The organism is Arthrobacter humicola (assembly GCF_039531445.1).
GTDB classification, from domain to species: Bacteria; Actinomycetota; Actinomycetes; order Actinomycetales; family Micrococcaceae; genus Arthrobacter; species Arthrobacter humicola.
Genome location: NZ_BAAAQB010000010.1, coordinates 77,858 through 98,696, shown reverse-complemented (window position 1 = coordinate 98,696; position 20,839 = coordinate 77,858). Strand labels below are relative to the sequence as shown.

20 protein-coding genes are annotated in these 20,839 nt (G+C 68.4%); 18 read left to right on the top strand and 2 right to left on the bottom strand.

Translation table 11 applies throughout. The annotated features are described in order from the left end of the window. Nucleotides 1-169: 169 nt before the first annotated feature. The 9 genes from ABD243_RS04430 (at nucleotide 170) to ABD243_RS04390 (ending at nucleotide 11,145) form a co-directional block, all read left to right on the top strand. Complete coding sequence (locus tag ABD243_RS04430; protein WP_344362518.1) at nucleotides 170-1,996, top strand: HNH endonuclease signature motif containing protein; 1,827 nt, start codon at nucleotides 170-172, stop codon at nucleotides 1,994-1,996. A gap of 275 nt (nucleotides 1,997-2,271) precedes the next feature. Next, nucleotides 2,272-2,655, top strand: a complete 384-nt coding sequence (locus ABD243_RS04425; protein WP_344362515.1) for a hypothetical protein — start codon at nucleotides 2,272-2,274, stop codon at nucleotides 2,653-2,655. A 202-nt stretch (nucleotides 2,656-2,857) separates the two neighbouring features. Next, a complete protein-coding gene (locus tag ABD243_RS04420; protein WP_116767843.1) occupies nucleotides 2,858-3,841 on the top strand; it encodes a bifunctional riboflavin kinase/FAD synthetase in 984 nt (327 codons plus the stop codon). A 99-nt stretch (nucleotides 3,842-3,940) separates the two neighbouring features. Then, nucleotides 3,941-4,795: a tryptophan 2,3-dioxygenase gene (gene kynA / locus ABD243_RS04415; protein WP_091249783.1), complete on the top strand. Its 855-nt coding sequence runs from the start codon at nucleotides 3,941-3,943 to the stop codon at nucleotides 4,793-4,795. Further along, nucleotides 4,792-6,057 carry a kynureninase gene (gene kynU / locus ABD243_RS04410; protein ID WP_344362511.1) on the top strand — a complete coding sequence of 422 codons (1,266 nt, stop codon included), beginning with the start codon at nucleotides 4,792-4,794 and terminating at the stop codon, nucleotides 6,055-6,057. The genes kynA and kynU overlap by 4 nt, the downstream gene beginning before the upstream one ends. A gap of 202 nt (nucleotides 6,058-6,259) precedes the next feature. Next, the gene (rpsO, locus tag ABD243_RS04405) at nucleotides 6,260-6,529 is read left to right on the top strand and encodes a 30S ribosomal protein S15 (protein WP_091249788.1); all 270 of its coding nucleotides are present in this window, start codon (nucleotides 6,260-6,262) and stop codon (nucleotides 6,527-6,529) included. Between the two features lie 246 nt (nucleotides 6,530-6,775). Then, nucleotides 6,776-9,028: a polyribonucleotide nucleotidyltransferase gene (locus tag ABD243_RS04400; RefSeq protein WP_116767853.1), complete on the top strand. Its 2,253-nt coding sequence runs from the start codon at nucleotides 6,776-6,778 to the stop codon at nucleotides 9,026-9,028. A 197-nt stretch (nucleotides 9,029-9,225) separates the two neighbouring features. Beyond that, nucleotides 9,226-10,569: a M16 family metallopeptidase gene (locus ABD243_RS04395; RefSeq protein WP_344362506.1), complete on the top strand. Its 1,344-nt coding sequence runs from the start codon at nucleotides 9,226-9,228 to the stop codon at nucleotides 10,567-10,569. A 243-nt stretch (nucleotides 10,570-10,812) separates the two neighbouring features. Further along, nucleotides 10,813-11,145 (top strand): DUF1579 domain-containing protein, encoded by a 333-nt coding sequence (locus ABD243_RS04390; RefSeq protein WP_344362503.1) that lies wholly within the window; start codon nucleotides 10,813-10,815, stop codon nucleotides 11,143-11,145. 29 nt (nucleotides 11,146-11,174) lie between these two features. Here ABD243_RS04390 and ABD243_RS04385 read toward each other — a convergent pair whose 3' ends face one another. Next, complete coding sequence (locus tag ABD243_RS04385; protein ID WP_344362501.1) at nucleotides 11,175-11,441, bottom strand: MoaD/ThiS family protein; 267 nt, start codon at nucleotides 11,439-11,441, stop codon at nucleotides 11,175-11,177. A gap of 7 nt (nucleotides 11,442-11,448) precedes the next feature. After that, nucleotides 11,449-12,588, bottom strand: a complete 1,140-nt coding sequence (gene moaA / locus ABD243_RS04380) for a GTP 3',8-cyclase MoaA (protein WP_344362499.1) — start codon at nucleotides 12,586-12,588, stop codon at nucleotides 11,449-11,451. Between the two features lie 132 nt (nucleotides 12,589-12,720). Between moaA and ABD243_RS04375 the strand changes: the two genes are divergently transcribed. From ABD243_RS04375 to ABD243_RS04335, 9 genes are all read left to right on the top strand, one after another. Continuing rightward, on the top strand, nucleotides 12,721-13,464 hold the full coding sequence (locus ABD243_RS04375) for a response regulator transcription factor (RefSeq protein WP_344362496.1): 744 nt from the start codon (nucleotides 12,721-12,723) through the stop codon (nucleotides 13,462-13,464). Further along, nucleotides 13,451-14,815 (top strand): sensor histidine kinase, encoded by a 1,365-nt coding sequence (locus ABD243_RS04370; protein ID WP_344362494.1) that lies wholly within the window; start codon nucleotides 13,451-13,453, stop codon nucleotides 14,813-14,815. Before ABD243_RS04375 ends, ABD243_RS04370 begins: the two co-directional genes overlap by 14 nt. 35 nt (nucleotides 14,816-14,850) lie before the next feature. Continuing rightward, nucleotides 14,851-16,719, top strand: coding sequence for a molybdopterin-dependent oxidoreductase (locus tag ABD243_RS04365; protein WP_344362492.1), 1,869 nt, complete (start codon nucleotides 14,851-14,853; stop codon nucleotides 16,717-16,719). Between the two features lie 26 nt (nucleotides 16,720-16,745). After that, nucleotides 16,746-17,969: a molybdopterin molybdotransferase MoeA gene (locus tag ABD243_RS04360; protein ID WP_344362489.1), complete on the top strand. Its 1,224-nt coding sequence runs from the start codon at nucleotides 16,746-16,748 to the stop codon at nucleotides 17,967-17,969. Then, nucleotides 17,957-18,508 (top strand): cyclic pyranopterin monophosphate synthase MoaC, encoded by a 552-nt coding sequence (moaC, locus tag ABD243_RS04355; protein ID WP_116767834.1) that lies wholly within the window; start codon nucleotides 17,957-17,959, stop codon nucleotides 18,506-18,508. The genes ABD243_RS04360 and moaC overlap by 13 nt, the downstream gene beginning before the upstream one ends. Further along, entirely contained in the window at nucleotides 18,505-19,017 is a 513-nt protein-coding gene (locus tag ABD243_RS04350) for a MogA/MoaB family molybdenum cofactor biosynthesis protein (RefSeq protein WP_116767833.1), read from the top strand. Before moaC ends, ABD243_RS04350 begins: the two co-directional genes overlap by 4 nt. After that, on the top strand, nucleotides 19,007-19,513 hold the full coding sequence (locus ABD243_RS04345; protein ID WP_344362487.1) for a molybdenum cofactor biosynthesis protein MoaE: 507 nt from the start codon (nucleotides 19,007-19,009) through the stop codon (nucleotides 19,511-19,513). The genes ABD243_RS04350 and ABD243_RS04345 overlap by 11 nt, the downstream gene beginning before the upstream one ends. A gap of 69 nt (nucleotides 19,514-19,582) precedes the next feature. Continuing rightward, nucleotides 19,583-20,341, top strand: coding sequence for a 4-hydroxy-tetrahydrodipicolinate reductase (gene dapB, locus ABD243_RS04340; protein WP_344362485.1), 759 nt, complete (start codon nucleotides 19,583-19,585; stop codon nucleotides 20,339-20,341). Between the two features lie 5 nt (nucleotides 20,342-20,346). Further along, nucleotides 20,347-20,829 carry a hypothetical protein gene (locus ABD243_RS04335; RefSeq protein ID WP_344362483.1) on the top strand — a complete coding sequence of 161 codons (483 nt, stop codon included), beginning with the start codon at nucleotides 20,347-20,349 and terminating at the stop codon, nucleotides 20,827-20,829. Nucleotides 20,830-20,839 lie beyond the last annotated feature (10 nt).

Here is a 20,839-nt window from a genome sequence, read left to right as displayed (position 1 = left end):
AGCTCCTCCGGGAGCACTTCACGGGGTTCAGTCATAGCCACAATGATTCTCCAATCCATCAGCGACTACAGCCCTCCTACACAAACAATCTGACACCCCCCTGGCCGGCGAGGCCGGGGAGTCTGAAGCATCACACATCGGTGGCGCAGACCATGCCGGGAACGGTACTTTGGGCCGCGCCGCGACTGCTGCCGCCAACGGCGCTGCGGGCCATGGTGCCGGCGGCGCGGTGGAATCGGCGCTGGCGTTGCTGCGATCCTTGGGCCCGGCGGCCGCCGAGGCGGCCCGGTTCTCCCTGGTCGAAGCCGCGGACTTCGCCGGCCGCGTGGAGGAACTCTCCCGGACGGTCGAATACTTCCAACTCATCGCCGCCGCCGCGGTGGACCGGACCCGCAAACAAACAGCCTGGACCCGGCCGGCGCCGGCGGGCCGGGCCGCCGAAACGGCGGCGCCGGCGGGCTGGCTCACCGGCTGGACACAAGACACCCCCGCCGGAACCGGCGCCGGATCTGACGGCGAATCCGGGGTTGGGAGAGACGAGGGCGCCGGGGCCGGATCTGAGGTGGGGACGCACGGCTGGACGGCATTTGACAGTAGCGGCGGACCGGCCGGCGTGTGCGCCGCGGCCGACGACGGCTACAAGAGCACCACCGATTTCCTGCGGGCACGGCTGCGGATCAGCGCCCCCGAAGCCCGGCGCCGGCTCACCCAGGCCGCGGACCTGCTGCCCCGCCAGGGACTCACCGGAGCACCGGTGCCGGCCGTGCACGAGGAACTCGGCGCCGCCGTCGCCGCCGGGCAGATCGCGTCCCGGACCGCGACCATCATCACCACCGCCCTGGACCGGGTCCGGCACCTGTGCCCGCCCGGGACCGCCGCCGCGATGGAACACGCCCTGACCCTGACCGCGATCGAGAACGACCCCGATTTCCTGACCCGGATCGCCCGGCGCTGGACCGACGCCCTGGACCAGGACGGCGCCGAACCTACCGAGGAAGCCCTCCGCCGGCTCCAGGGCGCCTTCATCCGCAAACCCCGGCACGGCCTGCACCACCTGGAAATCTTCGCCACCACCGACCAGTTCGAACACCTCAGCACCCCCATGAACACCGCCACCAACCCCCGCACCAGCGCAGGAACCGATCCCGGCCCGGACCCAACAGCCGACCCCGGCACCGGCGCGGCCACCGACGCGGCGGCGGACGTCTCCGCTGCCGGACGAGCCGGCGGGGTTTGCGTGGAAACGGACGACGCGGTCACTGACGTGGCCGCGGCCGACGGGATCCGTGACGGTAGCGGACACGCCGCCGGAGCGGCCGCCCGGTCTGACGCGGCCGTAAGCACCACGGCCGGTGCGGCCGACGTCCTGGACCGCCGCTCGCGGCCGCAACGACTGCTCGACGGCCTGGTCGGCGCCTGCGACGCCGCCCTCGCCGCCGGGGCCCTGCCCGCCGCCGGCGGACTCCGGCCCCAGGTCATGGCCACCATCGACTACCGGGACCTCCTCGGCCGCCTCGACCGCACCGGCACCCCCAACGACCCCGCCGCCACGCCCGGCCCGGGCACGGGAACGCTGATGTTCACCGGACCCGTCACCGCCTCCACCATCCGCAAGATCGCCTGCGACGCCGACATCATCCCCGTCCTGCTCGGCGGAGAAGGCCGGATCCTGGACATCGGACGCACCGCACGGATCTTCCCGCCCCACATCCGCAAAGCCCTCACCGCCCGGGACCAGGGCTGCGCCTTCCCGGGCTGCACCATCCCCGCGCCCTGGTGCGAAGCCCACCACATCACCTACTGGTCCCGCGGTGGGACCACGGGCACGGACAACGGCACCCTGCTGTGCTCCCACCACCACCATCTGATCCACAAGGAAGCGTGGACCATCCAGATGCGCAGCGGCATCCCCTGGTTCATCCCGCCACCCCACGTCGACCCCCGCCAAACACCCCGCCGCAACAAATACTTCCGCCCCGATATGCCCCGGCAATGATTGCGTCACGCGAGCGAGTCACCCTGTGCCGGGACGATTCAAAGCGGAGCGGGCGGGACTAGGACGCCGGGCGGGACCTGGGGGCCAGCCGGGACCTGGCGCCCGGGCGGGAGACGGACAGGAGTCCGGAGGCCATACGTCGGCCCGAGGGAGTTCCCCGCGCGTTATCGTCTTCAGGCGGCCCAGGGCATTGGAAACGTGGCTGGCAGAAGAAGGCGCGGCCCGGGCCGAAAGCCTCTGAGTCACAACGGCCGATACGTGTCTAGGGTGGAGGCATGGACCAACGCCGTCTGCTGCTGCGGGCAGTGAAGTCGTTCCACACCATCGCCTGGTTCACCATCGAGGCCTGCATGGCCTACGTCCTCTATACGGGTATCAGGGGCCGCACCGACCGGAAAGCGGGCGCTGCCGCCGTCGTGGTCGCGGTAGAGACGCTGATCTTCGCCGCGAACGGCTTCCACTGTCCGCTGACCGCCGTCGCGCGGGACCTCGGCGACGGCAACGGCTCGGTCACGGATATCTACCTGCCGCATTGGTTCGCGCGAAACCTGCCCGGGATCCACGTCCCGCTCATCCTCGCCGCCGCACTGCTGCACTGGCGGAACTGGCGCATCCACGGGGTCCGGGACAGCCAGCGCAGGCTCCTGCTGGGTCGATAGGCCCCACGCGCGCTGACGCCGTCGCCACGCCGCCTTTGAATCGGCTTCCCGCCGGACGGCGCACCGGCCGTGCCCGCGAGGCTGCCCCGGAAGCCGCGTGCGCCGTCCGGAGGCTGCCCGGATTGCGGGTAATCTTAGAGAGTTCCGGAGCCGGCACGGTCCCTCCGGAAGAGTTCATGGCAGGCAGCAAAAGGCGAGGTTGATGGTCCACATCTGGAACGATCTGTCCGAAGTCCCGTCGGACTTTGGTCCTTCGGTTGTCACGTTCGGCAATTTCGACGGTGTTCACCGCGGCCACCAGCAGGTGCTGTCGCAGCTCATCCGCACCGCCCGCTTGAACCACGCCCGCGCCGTCGCGATCACCTTCGATCCGCACCCCGCGCAGGTGCACCGTCCGGAATCGGCTCCCGAGCTGATCATGGGGCTGGAGGACAAGCTCGTGGCACTGGGTGAGCTCGGCCTCGATGCCGTGCTGGTGATGAAGTACTCGCTGGAGCTCGCCAGCCATACACCTGAAGAATTTGTCTCCACGGTCCTTGTGGACGCCCTGAAAGCGAGCCACGTGGTGATCGGCCACGATGCCCGGTTCGGCCGCGGCAATTCCGGCGACCTCTCCACCATGCAGGAACTGGGCAGGAAGTTCGGTTTCGAGGTGCTGGTCATCAGTGAGTTCGGCTCTGAAGGCTTCCCCATCCACGACGACGCCGGCACGGACCGCCGCTGTTCGTCCACGTGGGTGCGCGAGGCCCTCCGCGCCGGCGACGTTGCCACCGCCGCTGCCGTACTGGGGAGACCGCACCGGATGCGCGGCGAGGTGGTGCACGGTGCCGCACGCGGCCGCGATCTTGGCTTCCCCACGGCAAACCTGGCGTCGACGGCGAGCGGGTACATTCCCGCGGACGGAATCTACGCCGGCTGGCTCGTGGACCAGGCCGGGACCCGCTGGCCTGCGGCCATCTCCGTGGGCTCCAACCCCACGTTCGACGGCGTGAGCCGTCAGGTAGAAGCCCACGTCATCGACCGCCCGGAGGAGTCCGTAGAGGACTTCGATCTGTACGACCAGACAGTTGTGGTGGAATTCGTCTCCAGGCTGCGCGGCATGGTGGCGTACCGTGGGCCTGAGGCATTGGTGGAGCAGATGCGTCTGGACGTCGTCCAGGCCCATGACATCCTGTTCGCCCGCTGACAACGGGGCCAGACCGGCGTCCAACCCCGCGCCGACGGCGTTCTGACTCACTGGAGCCGCGCGCTGAATCACAGCCAGGCGGCAAGGAAGGCAAGAGACGTGACCATCGAGAAGAACACGAGGGAGCTGGACAGGGACATCGTCCGCGACTTCAGCACGCGGATGAGCTACGCATCCTATTTGCAGTTGCCCACCCTGCTCAGCGCCCAGCAGCCTGTCAGCACCCCGGAACACCACGACGAGATGTTGTTCATCATCCAGCACCAGACCACGGAGCTGTGGCTGAAGCTGGTGCTGCACGAGCTTCGCAGCGCCGCCGCCTGGCTGCGTTCTGACGACCTCGGCTCCGCCCTCAAAGCGATCGCCCGCGTCAAGCACATCCAGAAGACCCTTACCGAGCAGTGGTCCGTGCTGGCCACCCTCACGCCCACCGAGTACTCGCAGTTCCGCGGCTTCCTCGGCAACTCGTCCGGGTTCCAGTCCAGCCAGTACCGGGCGGTCGAGTTCCTGCTCGGCAACAAGAACGCCAAGATGCTTCCGGTCTTCGAATCGGACCCCGAGGCCCACGAAATGCTGCGCGAACTGCTCGACGCCCCCAGCATCTACGACGACTTCCTGGCGTATCTCAAGCGCCAGGGCTTCGACGTCCCGGCCTCCGTGCTGGAACGCGACGTCACCAAGGCCCACGAGTTCTGCCCGGAATTGGTTCCGGTGTTCAAGTACATCTACGAGAACGCCGCCGACAACTGGGGTGCCTATGAGGCCTGCGAGGAACTCGTGGACCTCGAGGACAACTTCCAGCTCTGGCGCTTCCGCCACCTGCGCACCGTCCAGCGCACCATCGGCATGAAGGCCGGCACCGGCGGGTCCAGCGGGGCCGCGTTCTTGCAGAAGGCCCTGGAACTGACCTTCTTCCCGGAGCTCTTCGCAGTGCGGACGGAGATCGGCCAGTGAACGCGATCAATGCGGAGACCGCAGGCAACACTACCGACGCCCTGTGGCAGCGCGCCCGCGACCTCGACGCCGCGGATCCGCTCGCAAACTACCGGGAACACTTCGTCGGCACGGACACCGACTTGTCCTACCTTGACGGGAACTCGCTCGGACGGCCGCTCAAACGGACCATCACCGACATCAGCACCTTCATCCAGGACAGCTGGGGCGGCCGCCTGATCCGGGGCTGGGATGAGGAGTGGCTTGAACTGCCCCAGGCCATCGGCGACCAGCTCGGCCGCGCGGTGCTCGGTGCGGCGCCCGGACAGACCATCATTGCCGACTCCACCACCGTGGTGCTGTACAAGCTGATCCGCGCCGCCCTGGCCGCCGTCACAGATCCGGCCCGGACCGAAATCGTCCTGGACACGGACAATTTCCCCACCGACCGCTATCTGGTGGAGGGAATCGCCCGCGAACAGGGCCTGACCCTGCGCTGGATCGACGCCGATCCCGCCGCCGGCGTCACCGTCGAGCAGGTGCGGGCCGCGACGGGGCCGGCCACCGGCGTCGTGGTCCTGAGCCAGATCGCCTACCGTTCCGGTTTCCTCGCCGACCTGCCGGCCGTCACCGCCGCAATCCACGACGCCGGCGCCCTGGTGGTGTGGGACCTTTGCCACTCCGCCGGATCTGTGGAGATCGCATTGGACGACGCCGACGTCGACTTTGCGGCAGGCTGCACCTACAAATACCTGAACGGGGGACCGGGCTCGCCCGCGTTCGCCTACGTCAACGACCGGCACCTGGCCGGGCTGCAGCAGCCGATCTGGGGCTGGATGGGACGCAAGGACGCGTTCGAAATGGGTCCCGGCTACGAGGCCGCTCCCGGCATCCGCGGCTTCCTCAGCGGCACCCCGGCCATCTTCGGGATGCTCGCCATGCGCGGCACGCTGGACCTGATCGAGGAAGTGGGCATGGCCGCGCTCCGCGCGAAGTCGCGGGTGCTGACGGCCTTCGCCCTTGAACTCTACGACGCCTGGCTGGCACCGGCCGGCGTGCAGCTGTCCACCCCGCGGGACCCCGAACTGCGCGGCAGCCACGTGACGATCGACCACCCTGCCTTCCGTGAAATGACGGCCGCCTTGTGGGATCAGGACGTGATTCCCGATTTCCGTGCCCCGCAGGGCATCAGGATCGGGCTGTCTCCGCTCAGCACCTCCTTTGAGGAGCTGTACCGCGGCCTCGCCGCCATCCGGGAGCTGCTTTCGGGCCCGGAGAACTGAGCCCCTTCGCCGGCTGGCACGGCAGGTGGTTTCGACAAGATCGCGGACGTGCCACTAAACTAAACGTTGGATCCGGCTGCAGTCCGTGGCGGCTGGTTCCTGTTGTGTACGGGATACCTGGCTTCGGCACGGTGTTCCGGGACGGCACCCCCGGCAGTGAAGTACTGTTTTCGGGCCTCACGGCACATCTCTAGGAGTTAACGTGGCACTTGAAGCCGCTGTAAAGCAGTCCATCATCAAGGAATTCGCAACGTCCGAGGGCGACACCGGTTCGCCGGAGGTCCAGGTTGCAGTCCTGACTCAGCGGATCAAGGATCTCACTGAGCACATGAAGGTGCACAAGCACGACTACCACACCCAGCGCGGTCTGCTGGCCATGGTTGGTCGTCGCAAGCGCATGCTCACCTACCTCAAGAACACTGACATCACCCGCTACCGTCAGCTCATCGAGCGCCTCGGCCTGCGTCGCTAGTCAGCTTTAAGGGGCGGCCCCTTCCGGACCGGAAAGGGCCGCCTTCTTCAGGACAAAACTAAACAGGAGGATCAACCGCATCACGCATTCGCGGTCCTCGGTAGTGATTCCCGGGAACGGCTTCAAGGATTGAAGCCCGGCCCGTGGGTCTCGATCGATGACCGGGTGCAGTGCAGGCCAGTAGACAGATGCTGGGCTGGGTTGATGCGGCTGGGCTCCGTGAACCATGAAACGGAGGTGACTCTCTTGGAGGGTCCCGAAATCCAGTTCTCAGAAGCAGTCATTGACAATGGCCGCTTCGGCAAGCGTGTAATCCGCTTCGAAACCGGCCGTCTTGCCAAGCAGGCCGCCGGCGCAGCGATGGTCTACATCGATGAAGAGACCGCACTGCTGTCCGCCACCACCGCCGGCAAGCACCCGCGTGAAGGCTTCGACTTCTTCCCGCTGACGGTCGACGTCGAAGAGCGCATGTACGCTGCCGGCCGTATCCCGGGCTCGTTCTTCCGCCGCGAAGGCCGCCCTTCCACGGAAGCCATCCTGGCCTGCCGCCTCATGGACCGCCCGCTGCGCCCGGCATTCGTCAAGGGCCTGCGCAACGAGGTCCAGATCGTCGTCACCGTGCTGTCCATCAACCCGGACGAGCTCTACGACGTCGTGGCCATCAACGCTTCCTCGATGTCCACCCAGCTTTCCGGCCTGCCCTTCTCCGGCCCGATCGGCGGCGTCCGCGTTGCCCTCGTCGCCGACGAGCACGGCTCGCAGTGGGTTGCGTTCCCGAAGCACTCCCAGCTCGAGAACGCCGTCTTCAACATGGTCGTTGCCGGCCGCATTGCTGGCGATGACGTCGCCATCATGATGGTTGAAGCCGAAGCCACCGACAACTCCTGGAACCTCATCAAGGAACAGGGCGCCACCGCCCCGACCGAAGAAGTTGTCTCCGAAGGCCTTGAGGCCGCCAAGCCGTTCATCAAGGCCCTCTGCGAAGCACAGTCCGACCTGGCAGCCCGCGCCGCCAAGCCGACCGTCGAGTTCCCGGTTTTCCTGGACTACCAGGACGACGTCTACGCCGCCGTCGAGTCCGCTGCCGCCGAGAAGCTGGCAGCCGTCTTCCAGATCGCCGACAAGCAGGAACGCGACACCGCCTCCGACGAGCTCAAGGACGAGGTCACCTCTTCCCTGGCCGGCCAGTTCGAAGGCCGTGAGAAGGAGCTGTCCGCGGCCTTCCGCTCCGTCACCAAGCAGGTTGTGCGCCAGCGCATCCTCAAGGACCAGATCCGCATCGACGGCCGCGGCCTGACGGACATCCGCCAGCTCACCGCCGAGGTTGAGGTCCTGCCCCGCGTTCACGGCTCGGCCATCTTCGAGCGCGGCGAGACCCAGATCATGGGTGTCACCACACTGAACATGCTCAAGATGGAACAGCAGATCGACTCGCTGTCTCCCGTGACGCGCAAGCGCTACATGCACAACTACAACTTCCCGCCGTACTCCACTGGCGAGACCGGCCGCGTCGGTTCCCCGAAGCGCCGCGAAATCGGTCACGGAGCCCTCGCAGAGCGCGCCATCATGCCGGTGCTGCCCTCCCGCGAGGAATTCCCCTACGCCATCCGCCAGGTGTCTGAGGCCCTCAGCTCCAACGGTTCGACGTCGATGGGTTCCGTCTGCGCGTCCACGCTGTCCCTGCTCAACGCAGGTGTGCCGCTGAAGGCCGCTGTTGCCGGTATCGCCATGGGCCTGGTCTCTGACCAGGTTGACGGCCAGACCCGCTACGCCGCCCTGACCGATATCCTCGGCGCCGAAGATGCTTTCGGCGACATGGACTTCAAGGTTGCCGGTACCTCCGAGTTCGTCACGGCCATCCAGCTGGACACGAAGCTCGACGGCATCCCGGCCTCCGTCCTGGCAGCCGCCCTGAAGCAGGCCCGCGAAGCCCGCCTGCACATCCTGGACGTCCTGAACTCCGCGATCGACACCCCGGACGAGCTCTCCGAGTTCGCGCCGCGCGTCATCGCGGTCAAGATCCCGGTAGACAAGATCGGCGAGGTCATCGGCCCGAAGGGCAAGATGATCAACCAGATCCAGGAAGACACCGGAGCCGACATCTCGATCGAGGACGACGGAACTGTCTACATCGGCGCCACGAACGGCCCGTCTGCCGACGCAGCACGGTCCGCGATCAACGCCATCGCCAACCCGCAGATCCCGGAAATCGGTGAGCGCTACCTGGGCACGGTCGTCAAGACCACCACCTTCGGCGCCTTTGTTTCCCTGACCCCGGGCAAGGACGGTCTGCTGCACATCTCCGAGCTGCGCAAGATCGCCGGTGGCAAGCGCGTGGACAACGTCGAGGACGTCGTCTCCGTCGGCCAGAAGATCCAGGTGGAAATCACCAAGATCGACGACCGCGGCAAGCTCTCCCTGTCGCCCGTTGTGGCCGACGAGGCAGGCTCCGAGGACGCAGACAGCGCTGAGGTCTCCGCGGACGCCGCAGCAGAGTAGTCTCTCCTGACCAAACGGCGGGGCCGGTGGATCATCCACCGGCCCCGCCGTCGGTTAAAGCCCTCGTGGATGCCCTCGTAGGTGTCCCTGCAGATGTTCCTGCTCATGTCCAGGGAGCAGCCGCCGGGGGAGTGGCCCGCTGGTACGATGGCAGGCAGATTTGACGCATTATTTTGATGGTTTATGGAAAGGCCTTGATGACAGTCGTCCCCCTGCCGCTTGAGCAGAATCAGCACGCAGACACACTGATCCACGGAGCCGACGGTGGTTCCGAGGTTCGCCGCTCGGTCCTTCCCGGCGGCGTCCGCGTGCTGACCGAAGCCATGCCCGGCCAGCGGTCGGCAACCATTGGTTTTTGGGTCGGTGTGGGCTCACGCGACGAGGCCCCCGGGCAGCACGGCTCCACCCACTTCCTGGAACACCTGCTGTTCAAAGGCACCAAGCGCCGGACCGCCCTGGAAATCGCCTCGGCCTTCGACGAGGTCGGCGGGGAATCAAACGCCGCCACCGCGAAGGAAAGCACCTGCTACTTCGCCCGCGTCCTGGACACCGACCTCCCCATGGCGATCGACGTCATCGCCGACATGATCACCGGGGCCGTCCTGGACCCGCAGGAGATGGAGCAGGAACGCGACGTCATCCTCGAGGAAATCGCGATGGACAGCGACGACCCTACGGACGTCGCGCATGAGCACTTTGTCGCCGCCGTCCTCGGATCCCACCCCCTCGGCCGCCCGATCGGCGGCACCCCGGCAGCCATCCGCGCCGTGGCCCGCGACTCGGTGTGGGACCACTACCGCCGTTACTACCGTCCCGACGAGCTCGTGGTCACCGCCGCCGGCGGGCTGGACCACGACGTCGTCTGCGGGCTTGTGGTGGATGCCCTGCACTCCGCCGGCTGGAACCTTGAGCCCGCTGCCGCTCCCGTGCAGCGCCGCTCCACCGAGCGCGCGGACATCACCGGCACCGCCGGCCTGCACGTCGTCAAGCGTCCCGTGGAACAGGCCAATATCATCATGGGGTGCCCGTCGCTGGTCGCCACAGACGACCGCCGCTTCGTCATGAGCGTTCTCAACGCCGTCCTTGGCGGCGGCATGTCGTCCCGGCTCTTCCAGGAGGTCCGCGAGAAGCGCGGACTCGTCTACTCCACCTACTCTTTCGCCTCCTCGTACGCCGACGCCGGCTATTTCGGCATGTACGCCGGCTGCACGCCGTCGAAGGTCCGGCAGGTTATCGAGCTGCTCGGCGCAGAACTGGACAAGCTGGCCTCGGACGGAATCTCCGACGAGGAACTCCGCAAGGCAGTGGGACAGCTGTGCGGCGGCATCGTGTTGGCACTGGAGGACACCGGTTCCCGGATGTCCCGGCTGGGCCGCGCGGAGCTGGTGTCCGGCGAGTACCAGGACATCGACGAGACCCTGCGCCAGATCAAAGCCGTCACCGCAGCGGAAGTCCAGGAGCTTGCCCGTCAGCTCGCGGCCGCGCCGCGGACCGTCACGGTGGTGGGTCCGTTTGAGGAAACCGAGACGTTCGGGCTCTAGCTTTGTAAATCGCCGGTCTTTACACCGGCGCAGGCACGGCGTGATGATGGTGGCGGGGTCACTCGGGAGGAACTCCGCATGGGAGGAACTGTGGACCGGCCACTGCCAGGCAGTGCATGCGCGGCGCTAGAGCCTTTCCTGGGCCGGTGGACGGGGACCACACACTGGGAGGCCTCCGCATGGGGTCCGGCGCGCAGCGCGGAATCCGAGATCATCTTTTCTCCGGCGGCCGCCGGGCTGGCTGTGACACAGAGCTACCGCCACACGGATGAAGACGGATCCCGCTCCGAAGGTCATGGCGTCTTCACCATGGACCCGGATCGCCCCGACACCTTCTGGTACCACGTCAACAGCATGGGGCTGCCGCCCGAGGCGCCCGCGCGCGCGAGCTGGGAAGCCGGCACCCTGACCGTGGAACGACGCAGCGACCGCGGCACCGCGCGGCACACCTTCCGGGTGGACGGCGGCGTCCTGACGCACGCTGCCGGGCTCCGCCTGGGCAAGGCGAGCGAGTTCACCACCTTTATGACCACCGTCTGCCGTCGCGTCCCCGAAGGCGCCTCCATCCCGGCCTGAGGTTAGCCGATGCGTCGGGCCGTTGAGGCCTAGCCGCCGGCGAACGGCGGCAGCACGTCCACGACGTCGGCCTGCTGGAGCGTCTTTGCATGGTCACGCACGGCCACCTCGTTGAGCAGGAAGCTGGAACGGGACAGGATGCGTGCCAGCGGCGGTGTACCGGCCGGCGGCTCGGGGCGTTCGACGGCGAGGATCGCCTCAAGCAGTGAGGCGAGGGTGTCGCCGTCGGCGAGGGCGAAGCGTTCTTCATCCACGCCGGCGGCAGCGCGCGCGGCAGCGAAGTAGCGTACGTTCACGAAAAAGTCAGCCTCCGATGGCGCTCATGCTGCGGTCCGGCTGGACAAAGTCGGGGGCGTCGAGCCCCACATGGTCCATGCCGTGGGCCTTGGGCTTGATCCACATGGCATCCTGCCAGCGTTCGGCCAGTTGTTCGTCGCTTGCACCCTCGCGCAGCAGCCCCAGCAGGTCCACTTCCTCGCGCGAGAACAGGCAGCTCATGATCTTGCCTTCGGCAGTGATGCGCGTGCGGCGGCAGTCCGAGCAGAATGGCTCCGTAACGGAGGCGATGATGCCCACGGTGCCGAGCACGGGGCCGGTGGCCTCGCCGGTGCCGGGAACGCGTGCACGAACTTCGAACCGTTCCGCCGGGGCGCCGTCGCGGTCCCGCGGGTCGGAACTGAGCACGTAGTCGGCGGAGAGCAGCCCGCGGATCTCCGCAGCGGTGATCATGTTCCGGCGGGTCCAGCCGTGGTCCGCATCCAGCGGCATCTGCTCGATGAAGCGCAACTCATAGCCGCGGTCCAGCGCCCAGGCCAGCAAGGCCGGCGACTCGGCGTCGTTGATGCCGCGCATGAGCACGGCGTTGAGCTTGACCGGACCCAGGCCCGCAGCCCAGGCGGCGTCCACGCCGGCGAGGACCTTGTCCAGGAAGGGGCGGCGGGTCAGCTTGGCGAAGGTTTCCTCGTGCAGGGAATCGAGGGAGACATTGATCCGGGAGAGTCCGGCAGCCTTGAGCCCGGCAGCCTTCTTGTCCAGGCCGACGGCGTTGGTGGTCATGGAGATCGGCAGCTCAGGGTGGGCCCGGCGGAGCGCGGAGATAATGTCCAGCAGATCCGCGCGCACCAGCGGCTCGCCTCCGGTCAGCCGGAGTTCGCGCACGCCCAGCATGTCGACGCCGATCCGCACAATCCGCACGATCTCCTCGGCGGACATCACCGCCTGTTTGGACAGCCACTCCAGGCCCTCGGCCGGCATGCAGTAAGTGCAGCGCAGGTTGCACTTGTCCGTCAGCGATAAGCGCATGTCCGTGGCACGGCGGCCGTAACGATCGAGGAGCCCGGCAGGCAGGCCGTGCGGGCGCCCGGACAGCGCGGCTGCGGCAGGCGTGCCTGTTCCGGGACTGCCTGCCTCGCGGGGCTGGGGCATACCCAGTTGAACTGTCATAGAGTCAGGCTACGCCACCCCGCGGCAGACGTCACAGCCGCGTGACGGCAGGGATATTACGTCTTCGGGAACGATGTCCGGCAGGGCTTCGGATGCCTGCCCGCGGCGCGGCCGCGAACCTATGCTGGAAGCGTGAACACGACCCAGCAGGCCCCGGATGCAACGGAGTACCGGCGCATCCTCCTCGTCGAAGACGAGCCGACCATCGCCGGGGTGGTCCGCGACTATCTCGTCCAGGCGGGATTCCAGGTGGTCCTCGCCGGCGACGGGTTCACGGCCCTGCGCCTGGCCGCGGAACGCCGGCCGGACCTAGTCCTGCTGGACCGGATGCTGCCGGGCCTGGACGGCGTGGAAGTCTGCCGCCGGCTGCGGGCAGCACATAGGGTCCCGGTCATCATGCTCACGGCCCTGGGCACCGAGGACGACCGGATCCTGGGCCTGGAAGCCGGCGCGGACGACTACGTCACCAAACCGTTCTCGCCCCGCGAACTGGTCCTGCGCGTCCGCTCGGTCCTGCGCCGGAGCATTCCCGAATTCAGTCCCGAGCCCTCCATCGAAGTGGGCGGCTTCGACCTCAGCCCGGCCGCGCGCACGGTCACCCGCCACGGCCGGCCCCTGGCGCTGACAGCGCGGGAATTTGACCTGCTGGCCTTCATGCTGCGTCGTCCCCGCCAGGTCTTCAGCCGCGAAGAGCTCATGAAGGCCGTGTGGGGCTGGGATTACGGTGACCTCTCGACGGTGACGGTCCACGTGCGCAGGCTGCGCGAGAAGATCGAGGACGACCCCACCCGCCCCGCCATCCTGAAAACGGTCTGGGGCGTCGGCTACCGGCTGGACCCCAGCGACGAGGAAGAAACCGCCGGTGCAGACCTCTGAACTCCTGACCATCATCGGCTGGGCCGTGGCATGGGGCGCCGTGATCGGGGCCGCATCCCTGCTCGTGCTGAAACCGCTGCGCAAGGCCTCCTTTGCGGTGCAGATCTGTGTGGTGGTCCTCGCCGCCGTGGCGGTCCTGGTCGCCGGAATGGTCAGCGCCTTCAACGCCATGTTCATCTCGGCCCGGGACCTCGAGGTCATGTGGTACGTCCTGGCCGTGGCCTCTGCGGTGGCCGTTGCAATCGCCCTGGTGCTGGGATCGCGGGTGTCGCGGAACGCCAGGGACCTGGTCGAGGCCGCTCGGAGCATCGGCCGCGGTGAGAGCCCGGGGATCCAGTCCCCGGTGATGAGCCACGAACTGGCCGCCCTCGCCGCGGAGCTCGACTCCAGCAGCCGGAAGCTGGAGGCGTCCCGGCAGCGGGAGGCCGCCGTCGAGAACGCCCGCCGCGAACTCGTCAGCTGGATCTCCCACGACCTCCGGACGCCGCTGGCGAGCATGCGGGCCATGACCGAGGCGCTGGAAGACGGCATGGCATCGGATGTCCCCGGCTATTACCGCAAGATCATCGCTCAGACGGACCTCATGGCGGGCATGGTCAACGACCTCCTGGAACTGTCGAAGATCCATGCCGGGACTATGCGGCTCAAAGCCGAGCCGCTGGACCTGTACGACCTCGCCAGCGACGCCATCGCCGACCTCGCCGCGCTGGCGCAGCAGCATGGGGTCACGCTCGACGGCGGCGGCCGGCGCGAGTGCCTGGCTCTCGCCGACGGCCCCTCGATGGGACGCGCCATCCGGAACGTCGTGCTGAACGCCATCGTCCACAGCCCGCCGGGCTCCCGCGTCACCGTCCAGGTGGGGCGGCAAGGGGACCGGGCCGTCGTCGCCGTCACCGATGGCTGCGGCGGGATCCCCGAAGAGGACCTGCCGCATGTCTTCGAGACCGGCTGGCAAAAGGATCCCGCCCGGCGCCCGGCAGGCCGCCTGCCCGCGCCGGACGACGCGGGAGTGCCAGGGTCGGACGAGCCGGCAGGCACCTTGCGCTACAGCGGGGCGGGGCTTGGCCTGAGCATCGTCGCCGGAATCGTCCAGGCCCATGAGGGGACAGTCACCGTGGAGAACGTCGACGGCGGATGCCGCTTCTCGCTGCTGCTTCCCGGCCAGGAGGTCTCGGGCAGGGAGGTCCCTGCCAGGGAGGCCTCCGGCCACGAGACGGCGGTGCCGGCATCCCCGGCGGACGTTCCGTCCGCTGGCGGCCTCGCTCCCGGCGCGTCCTCGGCGGGCGGGGAGCAGGACCGTCGTCCGCCGGACCCGGCGGACGAGACGCTCCACACCGGACGCGCGCAGTGAACCGCGGCGCGGGCCTGGACGAACAGGGGGCCGAAATGGACAAGGACATGCACAAGCGGTTGGACCAGGACACGGCCCAAGCAACGGATGAGGACACGGGCAAGGCCATGGATAAGGAAATCACCGGTCAGGACCAGCAACGCGCTGGAACGCAGGTGCAGAAGTCCACGCAAAGCCGGCCCAGGCAAGACCGTTCGAAGGACCGGCGGACGCGGGACCTGTGGGCCGCCGCGGCCGGACTGGTGGCCGTCGGGACCGCAGTGGTGCTCGGCGAACTCACGGCCAGCCTGGTGAGCCCCACAGTTTCTCCCGTGACGGCCGTTGGCGGGGCAGTGATCGATGCCGTCCCGCCGGGCGTCAAAGAATGGGTCATCTCCGTCTTTGGTACCGCGGACAAACTGGCACTCCTCGGTGGCATGGCACTGGTCATCGCCGCGCTCGCCGCCTTGTCCGGGGTCCTGGAAGTGCGGCGCCGATTCGCCGGGGTGGCCATCATCGCGGTCTTCGGCGCCGTGGGCCTCGTGGCCGTCCTGAGCCGGGCCGACCTGACCGCGAACGCCATCCCCGTCCCGGTGCTGGTGGCACTCGTGGGGATCGCCCTGCTGCGCTGGCTCATCCGCAAACTCGAGACGTGGCTGCCCGACCCGTACGGAGCCCCGGACGGAGCCACGGACGGGGAACCGGCCGCGGCGACGGTCCCGCCGGAGCCCGACCCGTCCGAAACCCGGGCCGCGGCGCAGCCTGTCCCGGTGGTGGCCCCGGCCGCGGAGACTTCCCCGCCGGAAACCCCTGCCGCCGCGCGGGCCGCCGAGCCTCCGGCCGGCGAGGCCGGACCTGCCCGGCGCCGCTTCCTGCTGGCCCTCGGCGGAACCGCCGCGGTTGCCGCCGTCGCGGGTGTGCTCGCGTCCACCCTCAGGGGAGCCGCCGCCGTCGTCAGTGACGTGCGCAGCAAGCTGGCCATCCCGACGGCCGCCTCACCGGCGCCGCCCATCCCCGCGGGCGCCGAGATCCGGTTGGACGGCCTCGGACCGCTCGTGACCCCCAACAAGGACTTCTACCGGATCGACACCGCCCTGCGCGTGCCTCTGGTGGACCCGGCGCAATGGACGCTGAAGGTCACGGGCCTGGTGGAACGCGAGATTGAACTCGACTTTGCCACCCTCCTGGCTAAACCCCTGACAGAACGCCATGTGACCATCGCCTGCGTCTCCAACGAGGTGGGCGGAGACCTGATCGGCAACGCCAAGTGGCTCGGCTGGCCGGTCCGCGAACTGCTCGCCATGGCCGGACCCAAGCCCGGAGCGGACATGGTGCTCTCCCGCAGCACGGACGGCTGGACGGCCGGGACGCCGCTGGAGGCCCTCACAGACAGCCGCGACGCGCTGCTGGTCGTGGGAATGAACGGCGAGCCGCTCCCGCTGGAGCACGGTTTCCCGGTCCGGATGATCGTGCCCGGGCTGTACGGCTACGTCTCGGCCACCAAGTGGGTCACCGAACTGAAAGTGACCCGCTACGCGGACGATGTCGCCTACTGGACGCCCCGCGGCTGGAGCGAGCGCGGGCCCATCAAGACCTCGTCCCGCATCGACGTGCCGCAGGACGGGCGCAGCGTGACGGCAGGGACCGTGGTGTTCGGCGGGGTCGCGTGGGACCAGCACACGGGCATCGGCAAGGTGGAGCTGCGGGTCAACCGGGGCGACTGGAAACAGGCCGAGCTCGGCCCGGGCATTTCGAAGGACACGTGGTACCAGTGGAAGCTGGCACTTCCGCTGACTCCCGGCCGGTACGAGGTCCAGGTCCGGGCCACGGACCTCGAGGGCGTCCCGCAAGTGGAGGAGTCCGCCCCCGTCGCGCCGAGCGGGGCCACCGGCTTTCACACGGTTAGAGTTGACGTGAAATCCTAGTGAGCTGAGCAAAGGTCAGGACACGCATGCACCGCACCGAGACAAGGCACATCAGCGTGGAAGCGCACCGGGACAAGGTCCGCGCCCTGCTCGCGCCGCTCCGCACCGATGACTGGGTGGAACGGCTCCCGCTGCTTGAAGCCTTGGGCCGGGGACTCGCTGTCGACATCGCGGCACCGCTGGATCTTCCCCCCTTTGCCAACTCCCAGATGGACGGTTTCGCGATCCGCAGCGGCGACGTGCCCGACGGCGGCACGGAACTGCGCGTCGTCGCGCCTGTTCCGGCCGGCGCCGCACCGGCGGAACTGCCCGTCGGCACCGCCGCGCCGATCATGACCGGAGCCATGATGCCGGCCGGAGCCGACGCCGTCGTGCCCATTGAACAGGCGGTGCCCGATTCGTTCCCCGCGCCCGGCGAGCCCGCCACGGTTCGCCTGCCGGCCACGGCTGCGGGAACGTTTGTGCGCGACATCGGCAGTGACATCCACTCCGGCGAGCCCGCCCTCGGCTCCGGGACATTCCTTGGCCCCGGCCAGCTGGGACTCCTGGCGGCCATGGGCTTCACGGACGTGCCCGTCCGTCCTTCGCTGCGTGTCCTGCTGGTCACCACCGGCGACGAAGTCGTGGAACCGGGCAGCCCGCTGGGACCTGGCAAGATCTTCGACTCCAACGGCACGCTGCTCGAAGCCTCCATGCGCCAGGCCGGCCTCGAGGTCACCAGGACGGGCATATCCACGGACCGGCCGGAGGAGCTCGCCCTGCTGCTGCGCCGGCACGCCCCGGACGTGGACCTGATCGTCACCACCGGTGGTGTCAGCAAGGGCGCCTACGAAGTGGTCCGCCAGGCCATGGCCGGACACGACGTCGAGTTCACTGCAGTGGCCATGCAGCCGGGCGGACCGCAGGGGATCGGCAGCTTCGACGGCGTCCCCGTGCTGGGGTTCCCCGGTAACCCGGTGAGCTGCCTCGTGTCATTTGAAATGTTCCTGCGCCCCGTCCTCACCGAACTCTTCGGCGCTCCCGCGCCGCGGCCCGCCGTCCGAGCCCGGCTGGCCGAGGCGCTGACCTCCCCGCCGGGCAAGCACCAGGTCCGGCGCGGCACCCTGGCGCCGGACGGCACGGTCCGGCTGGAGGGCGGTGCCGGCTCACACCTGGTGCACGCACTGGCCCGTTCCAACGCCCTGGTCCACGTTCCCGAGGGCACAGCGGCTCTCGCTGCGGGCGATGAAGTGGAAGTATGGATTCTGTGAATGAAGCAGAGAACGCTGAGGCAACTCCCGCGCCAGCGGAAAACAGCACAGCGGAAAATAGCGCAGGGGACAACACCCGCCTGACCCACCTCCGCCACGATGGCACGGCCCAGATGGTTGATGTGTCCAACAAGGCAGAGTCCACCCGGGAAGCCACGGCCACCGCGACCGTCCGTAGCACGGCGGAGGTCCTCGCGCTCCTCGGCGGCGGCGAGCTCCCGAAGGGGGACGCCCTGGCCGTTGCCCGCATCGCCGGGATCATGGCGGCGAAAAAGACACCGGATCTCATCCCGCTCTGCCACCCGCTGCCGATCGCCAAGGTCACCATCGACTTCGAGCTCGACACCGCCTCCGTCACGGTGTTTGCCACCGTCAAGACCCGCGGCGTCACCGGGGTCGAGATGGAGGCCCTGACCGCGGCGTCGGTTGCGGCACTGAGCGTCTACGACATGATCAAGGCCGTGGACAAGCACGCGGTCCTGACCGATATCAAAGTGCTCGCCAAAAGTGGCGGCAAGAGCGGGGACTGGACCCTATGAACATGCCCGAACCGCACCGCCACGGCGAAGCCACCGGCCGGAAGGCCGGCGTCGTGATCGCCTCCACCCGCGCGGCCGCCGGCGTCTACGAGGACCTCACGGGGCCCGTCATCGTCGACTGGCTCACCGAACACGGCTTTGAGCCGTTCCCGGCCCTGGTGGTTCCGGACGGGGCTCCGGTGGGAGCCGCGCTGCGTGCCCTGCTCAGCCAGCAGCCGGCCGTCATCATTACCAGCGGCGGCACAGGCCTCAGCCCCACCGACGCGACCCCTGAGGAGACCCTGCCCCTGCTGGACCGGGAAATCCCGGGCATCATGGAAGGCATCCGCAGCGCCGGGACAGCCAAGACGCCCATGGCCATGCTCAGCCGTGGCCACGCGGGCGCGGCCGGCCAGACCTTCATCGTGAACCTGCCCGGATCACCGAAGGGCGTCATGGATGGCCTGAGCGTGCTCGATCCCATCCTTGGACATCTTTGCGACCAGCTGGAAGGCAGTCATGGGCACTGAAACAGGATTTGAAGTCGTGCACGCCGTCCTGAGCGCCGAACCTATCTCGGTGGAGCAGGCCATTGCGGCCGTCGAATCGGACACCGCCGGCGCGGTGGTCAGCTTCAGCGGCGTCGTCCGGAACCACGACGGCGGCAAGCAGGTTTCGCGGCTCAGCTACAGCGCCCACCCGACGGCGCACCATGTGATGGCCGACGTCGTCGCCCGGCTCGTGGCGGAACACTCGGTCCCGGCCGGCGGCCCGGCGTCCGACGGATCTTCGGATGACGGCGGCGCTGAACAGCGTCAGCAGCCGGTGCGGATCTGGGCCGCGCACAGGATCGGCATGCTCGAGATCGGCGACCCCGCCCTGGTCTGCGCCGTTTCCGCAGCGCATCGCGGCCAGGCCTTCGAGGTGTGCGCCGAACTCGTGGACCGGATCAAGGCCCAGGTGCCCATCTGGAAAGAGCAGTTTTTCGCCGACGGCACCGTCGAATGGGTCGGGGCCGGCGAGTAGGCGCACGGCCCGTGTAACTCAAGGCCGCCGGTTCCAGAGGGCAACGGCCCCGGCGGTAGGGTTGATGGCATGATCGAACAACTCTCCGTCGCCTTGCTGGGCGCCAACGGGCGCATGGGCGCCGAGGCCGTGAAGGCAATCGACGCCGCCGCGGACCTGACGCTCGTCGCGGCCCTTGGCCGCAACGATTCCCTCGAATCGCTCGTCAGCTCGGGCGCGCAGATCGTGGTGGACCTGACCGTTCCCGAAAGCACCGAAGCGAACGTCCGCTTCGCCGTCGAACACGGCATGCACGCCGTCGTCGGCACTACGGGCTGGGATGCCGGCCGGCTTGCCCGTCTGGAGGAGCTCCTCGCCGACCGGCCCGGAGTCGGCGTCCTCATCGCCCCGAACTTCGCCCTCGGCTCGGTCCTGGCTTCCGCCTTCGCCGCCAAGGCGTCCAAGTACTTCGAGTCCGTCGAAATCATTGAACTGCACCACCCTGACAAGGTAGATGCCCCCTCCGGAACGGCTGTGCGCACGGCGCAGCTGATCTCGGCCGAGCGCACCGCCGCCGGCGTGCCTTCCAGCCCGGACGCCACCACCACGGAACTCGAGGGCGCCCGCGGCAGCGACGTGGAGGGCGTCCGGGTCCACAGTGTCCGGCTCAGCGGCCTCGTCGCGCATCAAGAGGTCCTGCTGGGCGGCCCGGGGGAGCAGCTGACCATCCGCCACGACTCTTTCGACCGCGCCTCCTTCATGCCCGGCGTGCTGCTGGGGATCCGCAATGTCGCCGCGCACCCCGGCCTCACCGTGGGGCTCGACGGCTACCTGGACCTGGGGCTCTGAGCCCGATGGCCGCAGCCTTGAGCGCCCTGAAAGCGAACCGCACCAAGATCTGGGTGGGAGCCGTCACCCTGCTGCTCGTCTTCTACCTGGTGGTGTCATTCGAGCGCTCCCTGCTCCTGATGTCGGACCAAAGCCTCGTGGCGAAGGCGATCGGTGTGGCCTACCTCGTGTTGCCGGTCATCGGAGCGTGGGCCCTGGTCCGGGAATTGCTGTTCGGTGCCCGCACCGAGCGTTTGGCGAAGATCCTCGAAGCCGAAGGCGGACTGCCGGAGGACACACTGCCGCGCACGCCTGCAGGCCGGATCATCCGCGAAGCCGCCGACCTCGAATTTGAGAAATACCGCGCCGAGGCCGAAGCTGCGCCCGACGACTGGCGGTCCTGGTTCCGGCTCAGCTGTGCCTACGATGCCGCCGGCGACCGCAAGCGCGCCCGCGCTTCGATGCGCGACGCCGTACGGATGTTCCGTGCCGGGGCGCAAAAGCCCTAGCCGGCGCTGA

What these genes read in the sequence shown, in the direction of transcription:
- ABD243_RS04425 (WP_344362515.1), top strand. Translation starts at nt 2,272, where the DNA reads ATGGACCAACGCCGTCTGCTGCTGCGGGCAGTGAAGTCGTTCCACACC.
- ABD243_RS04420 (WP_116767843.1), top strand. Translation starts at nt 2,858, where the DNA reads ATGGTCCACATCTGGAACGATCTGTCCGAAGTCCCGTCGGACTTTGGT.
- ABD243_RS04395 (WP_344362506.1), top strand. Translation starts at nt 9,226, where the DNA reads ATGACAGTCGTCCCCCTGCCGCTTGAGCAGAATCAGCACGCAGACACA.
- moaA (WP_344362499.1), bottom strand. Translation starts at nt 12,588, where the DNA reads ATGACAGTTCAACTGGGTATGCCCCAGCCCCGCGAGGCAGGCAGTCCC.
- ABD243_RS04365 (WP_344362492.1), top strand. Translation starts at nt 14,851, where the DNA reads ATGGACAAGGACATGCACAAGCGGTTGGACCAGGACACGGCCCAAGCA.
- ABD243_RS04360 (WP_344362489.1), top strand. Translation starts at nt 16,746, where the DNA reads ATGCACCGCACCGAGACAAGGCACATCAGCGTGGAAGCGCACCGGGAC.
- moaC (WP_116767834.1), top strand. Translation starts at nt 17,957, where the DNA reads ATGGATTCTGTGAATGAAGCAGAGAACGCTGAGGCAACTCCCGCGCCA.
- ABD243_RS04350 (WP_116767833.1), top strand. Translation starts at nt 18,505, where the DNA reads ATGAACATGCCCGAACCGCACCGCCACGGCGAAGCCACCGGCCGGAAG.
- ABD243_RS04345 (WP_344362487.1), top strand. Translation starts at nt 19,007, where the DNA reads ATGGGCACTGAAACAGGATTTGAAGTCGTGCACGCCGTCCTGAGCGCC.
- dapB (WP_344362485.1), top strand. Translation starts at nt 19,583, where the DNA reads ATGATCGAACAACTCTCCGTCGCCTTGCTGGGCGCCAACGGGCGCATG.
- ABD243_RS04335 (WP_344362483.1), top strand. Translation starts at nt 20,347, where the DNA reads ATGGCCGCAGCCTTGAGCGCCCTGAAAGCGAACCGCACCAAGATCTGG.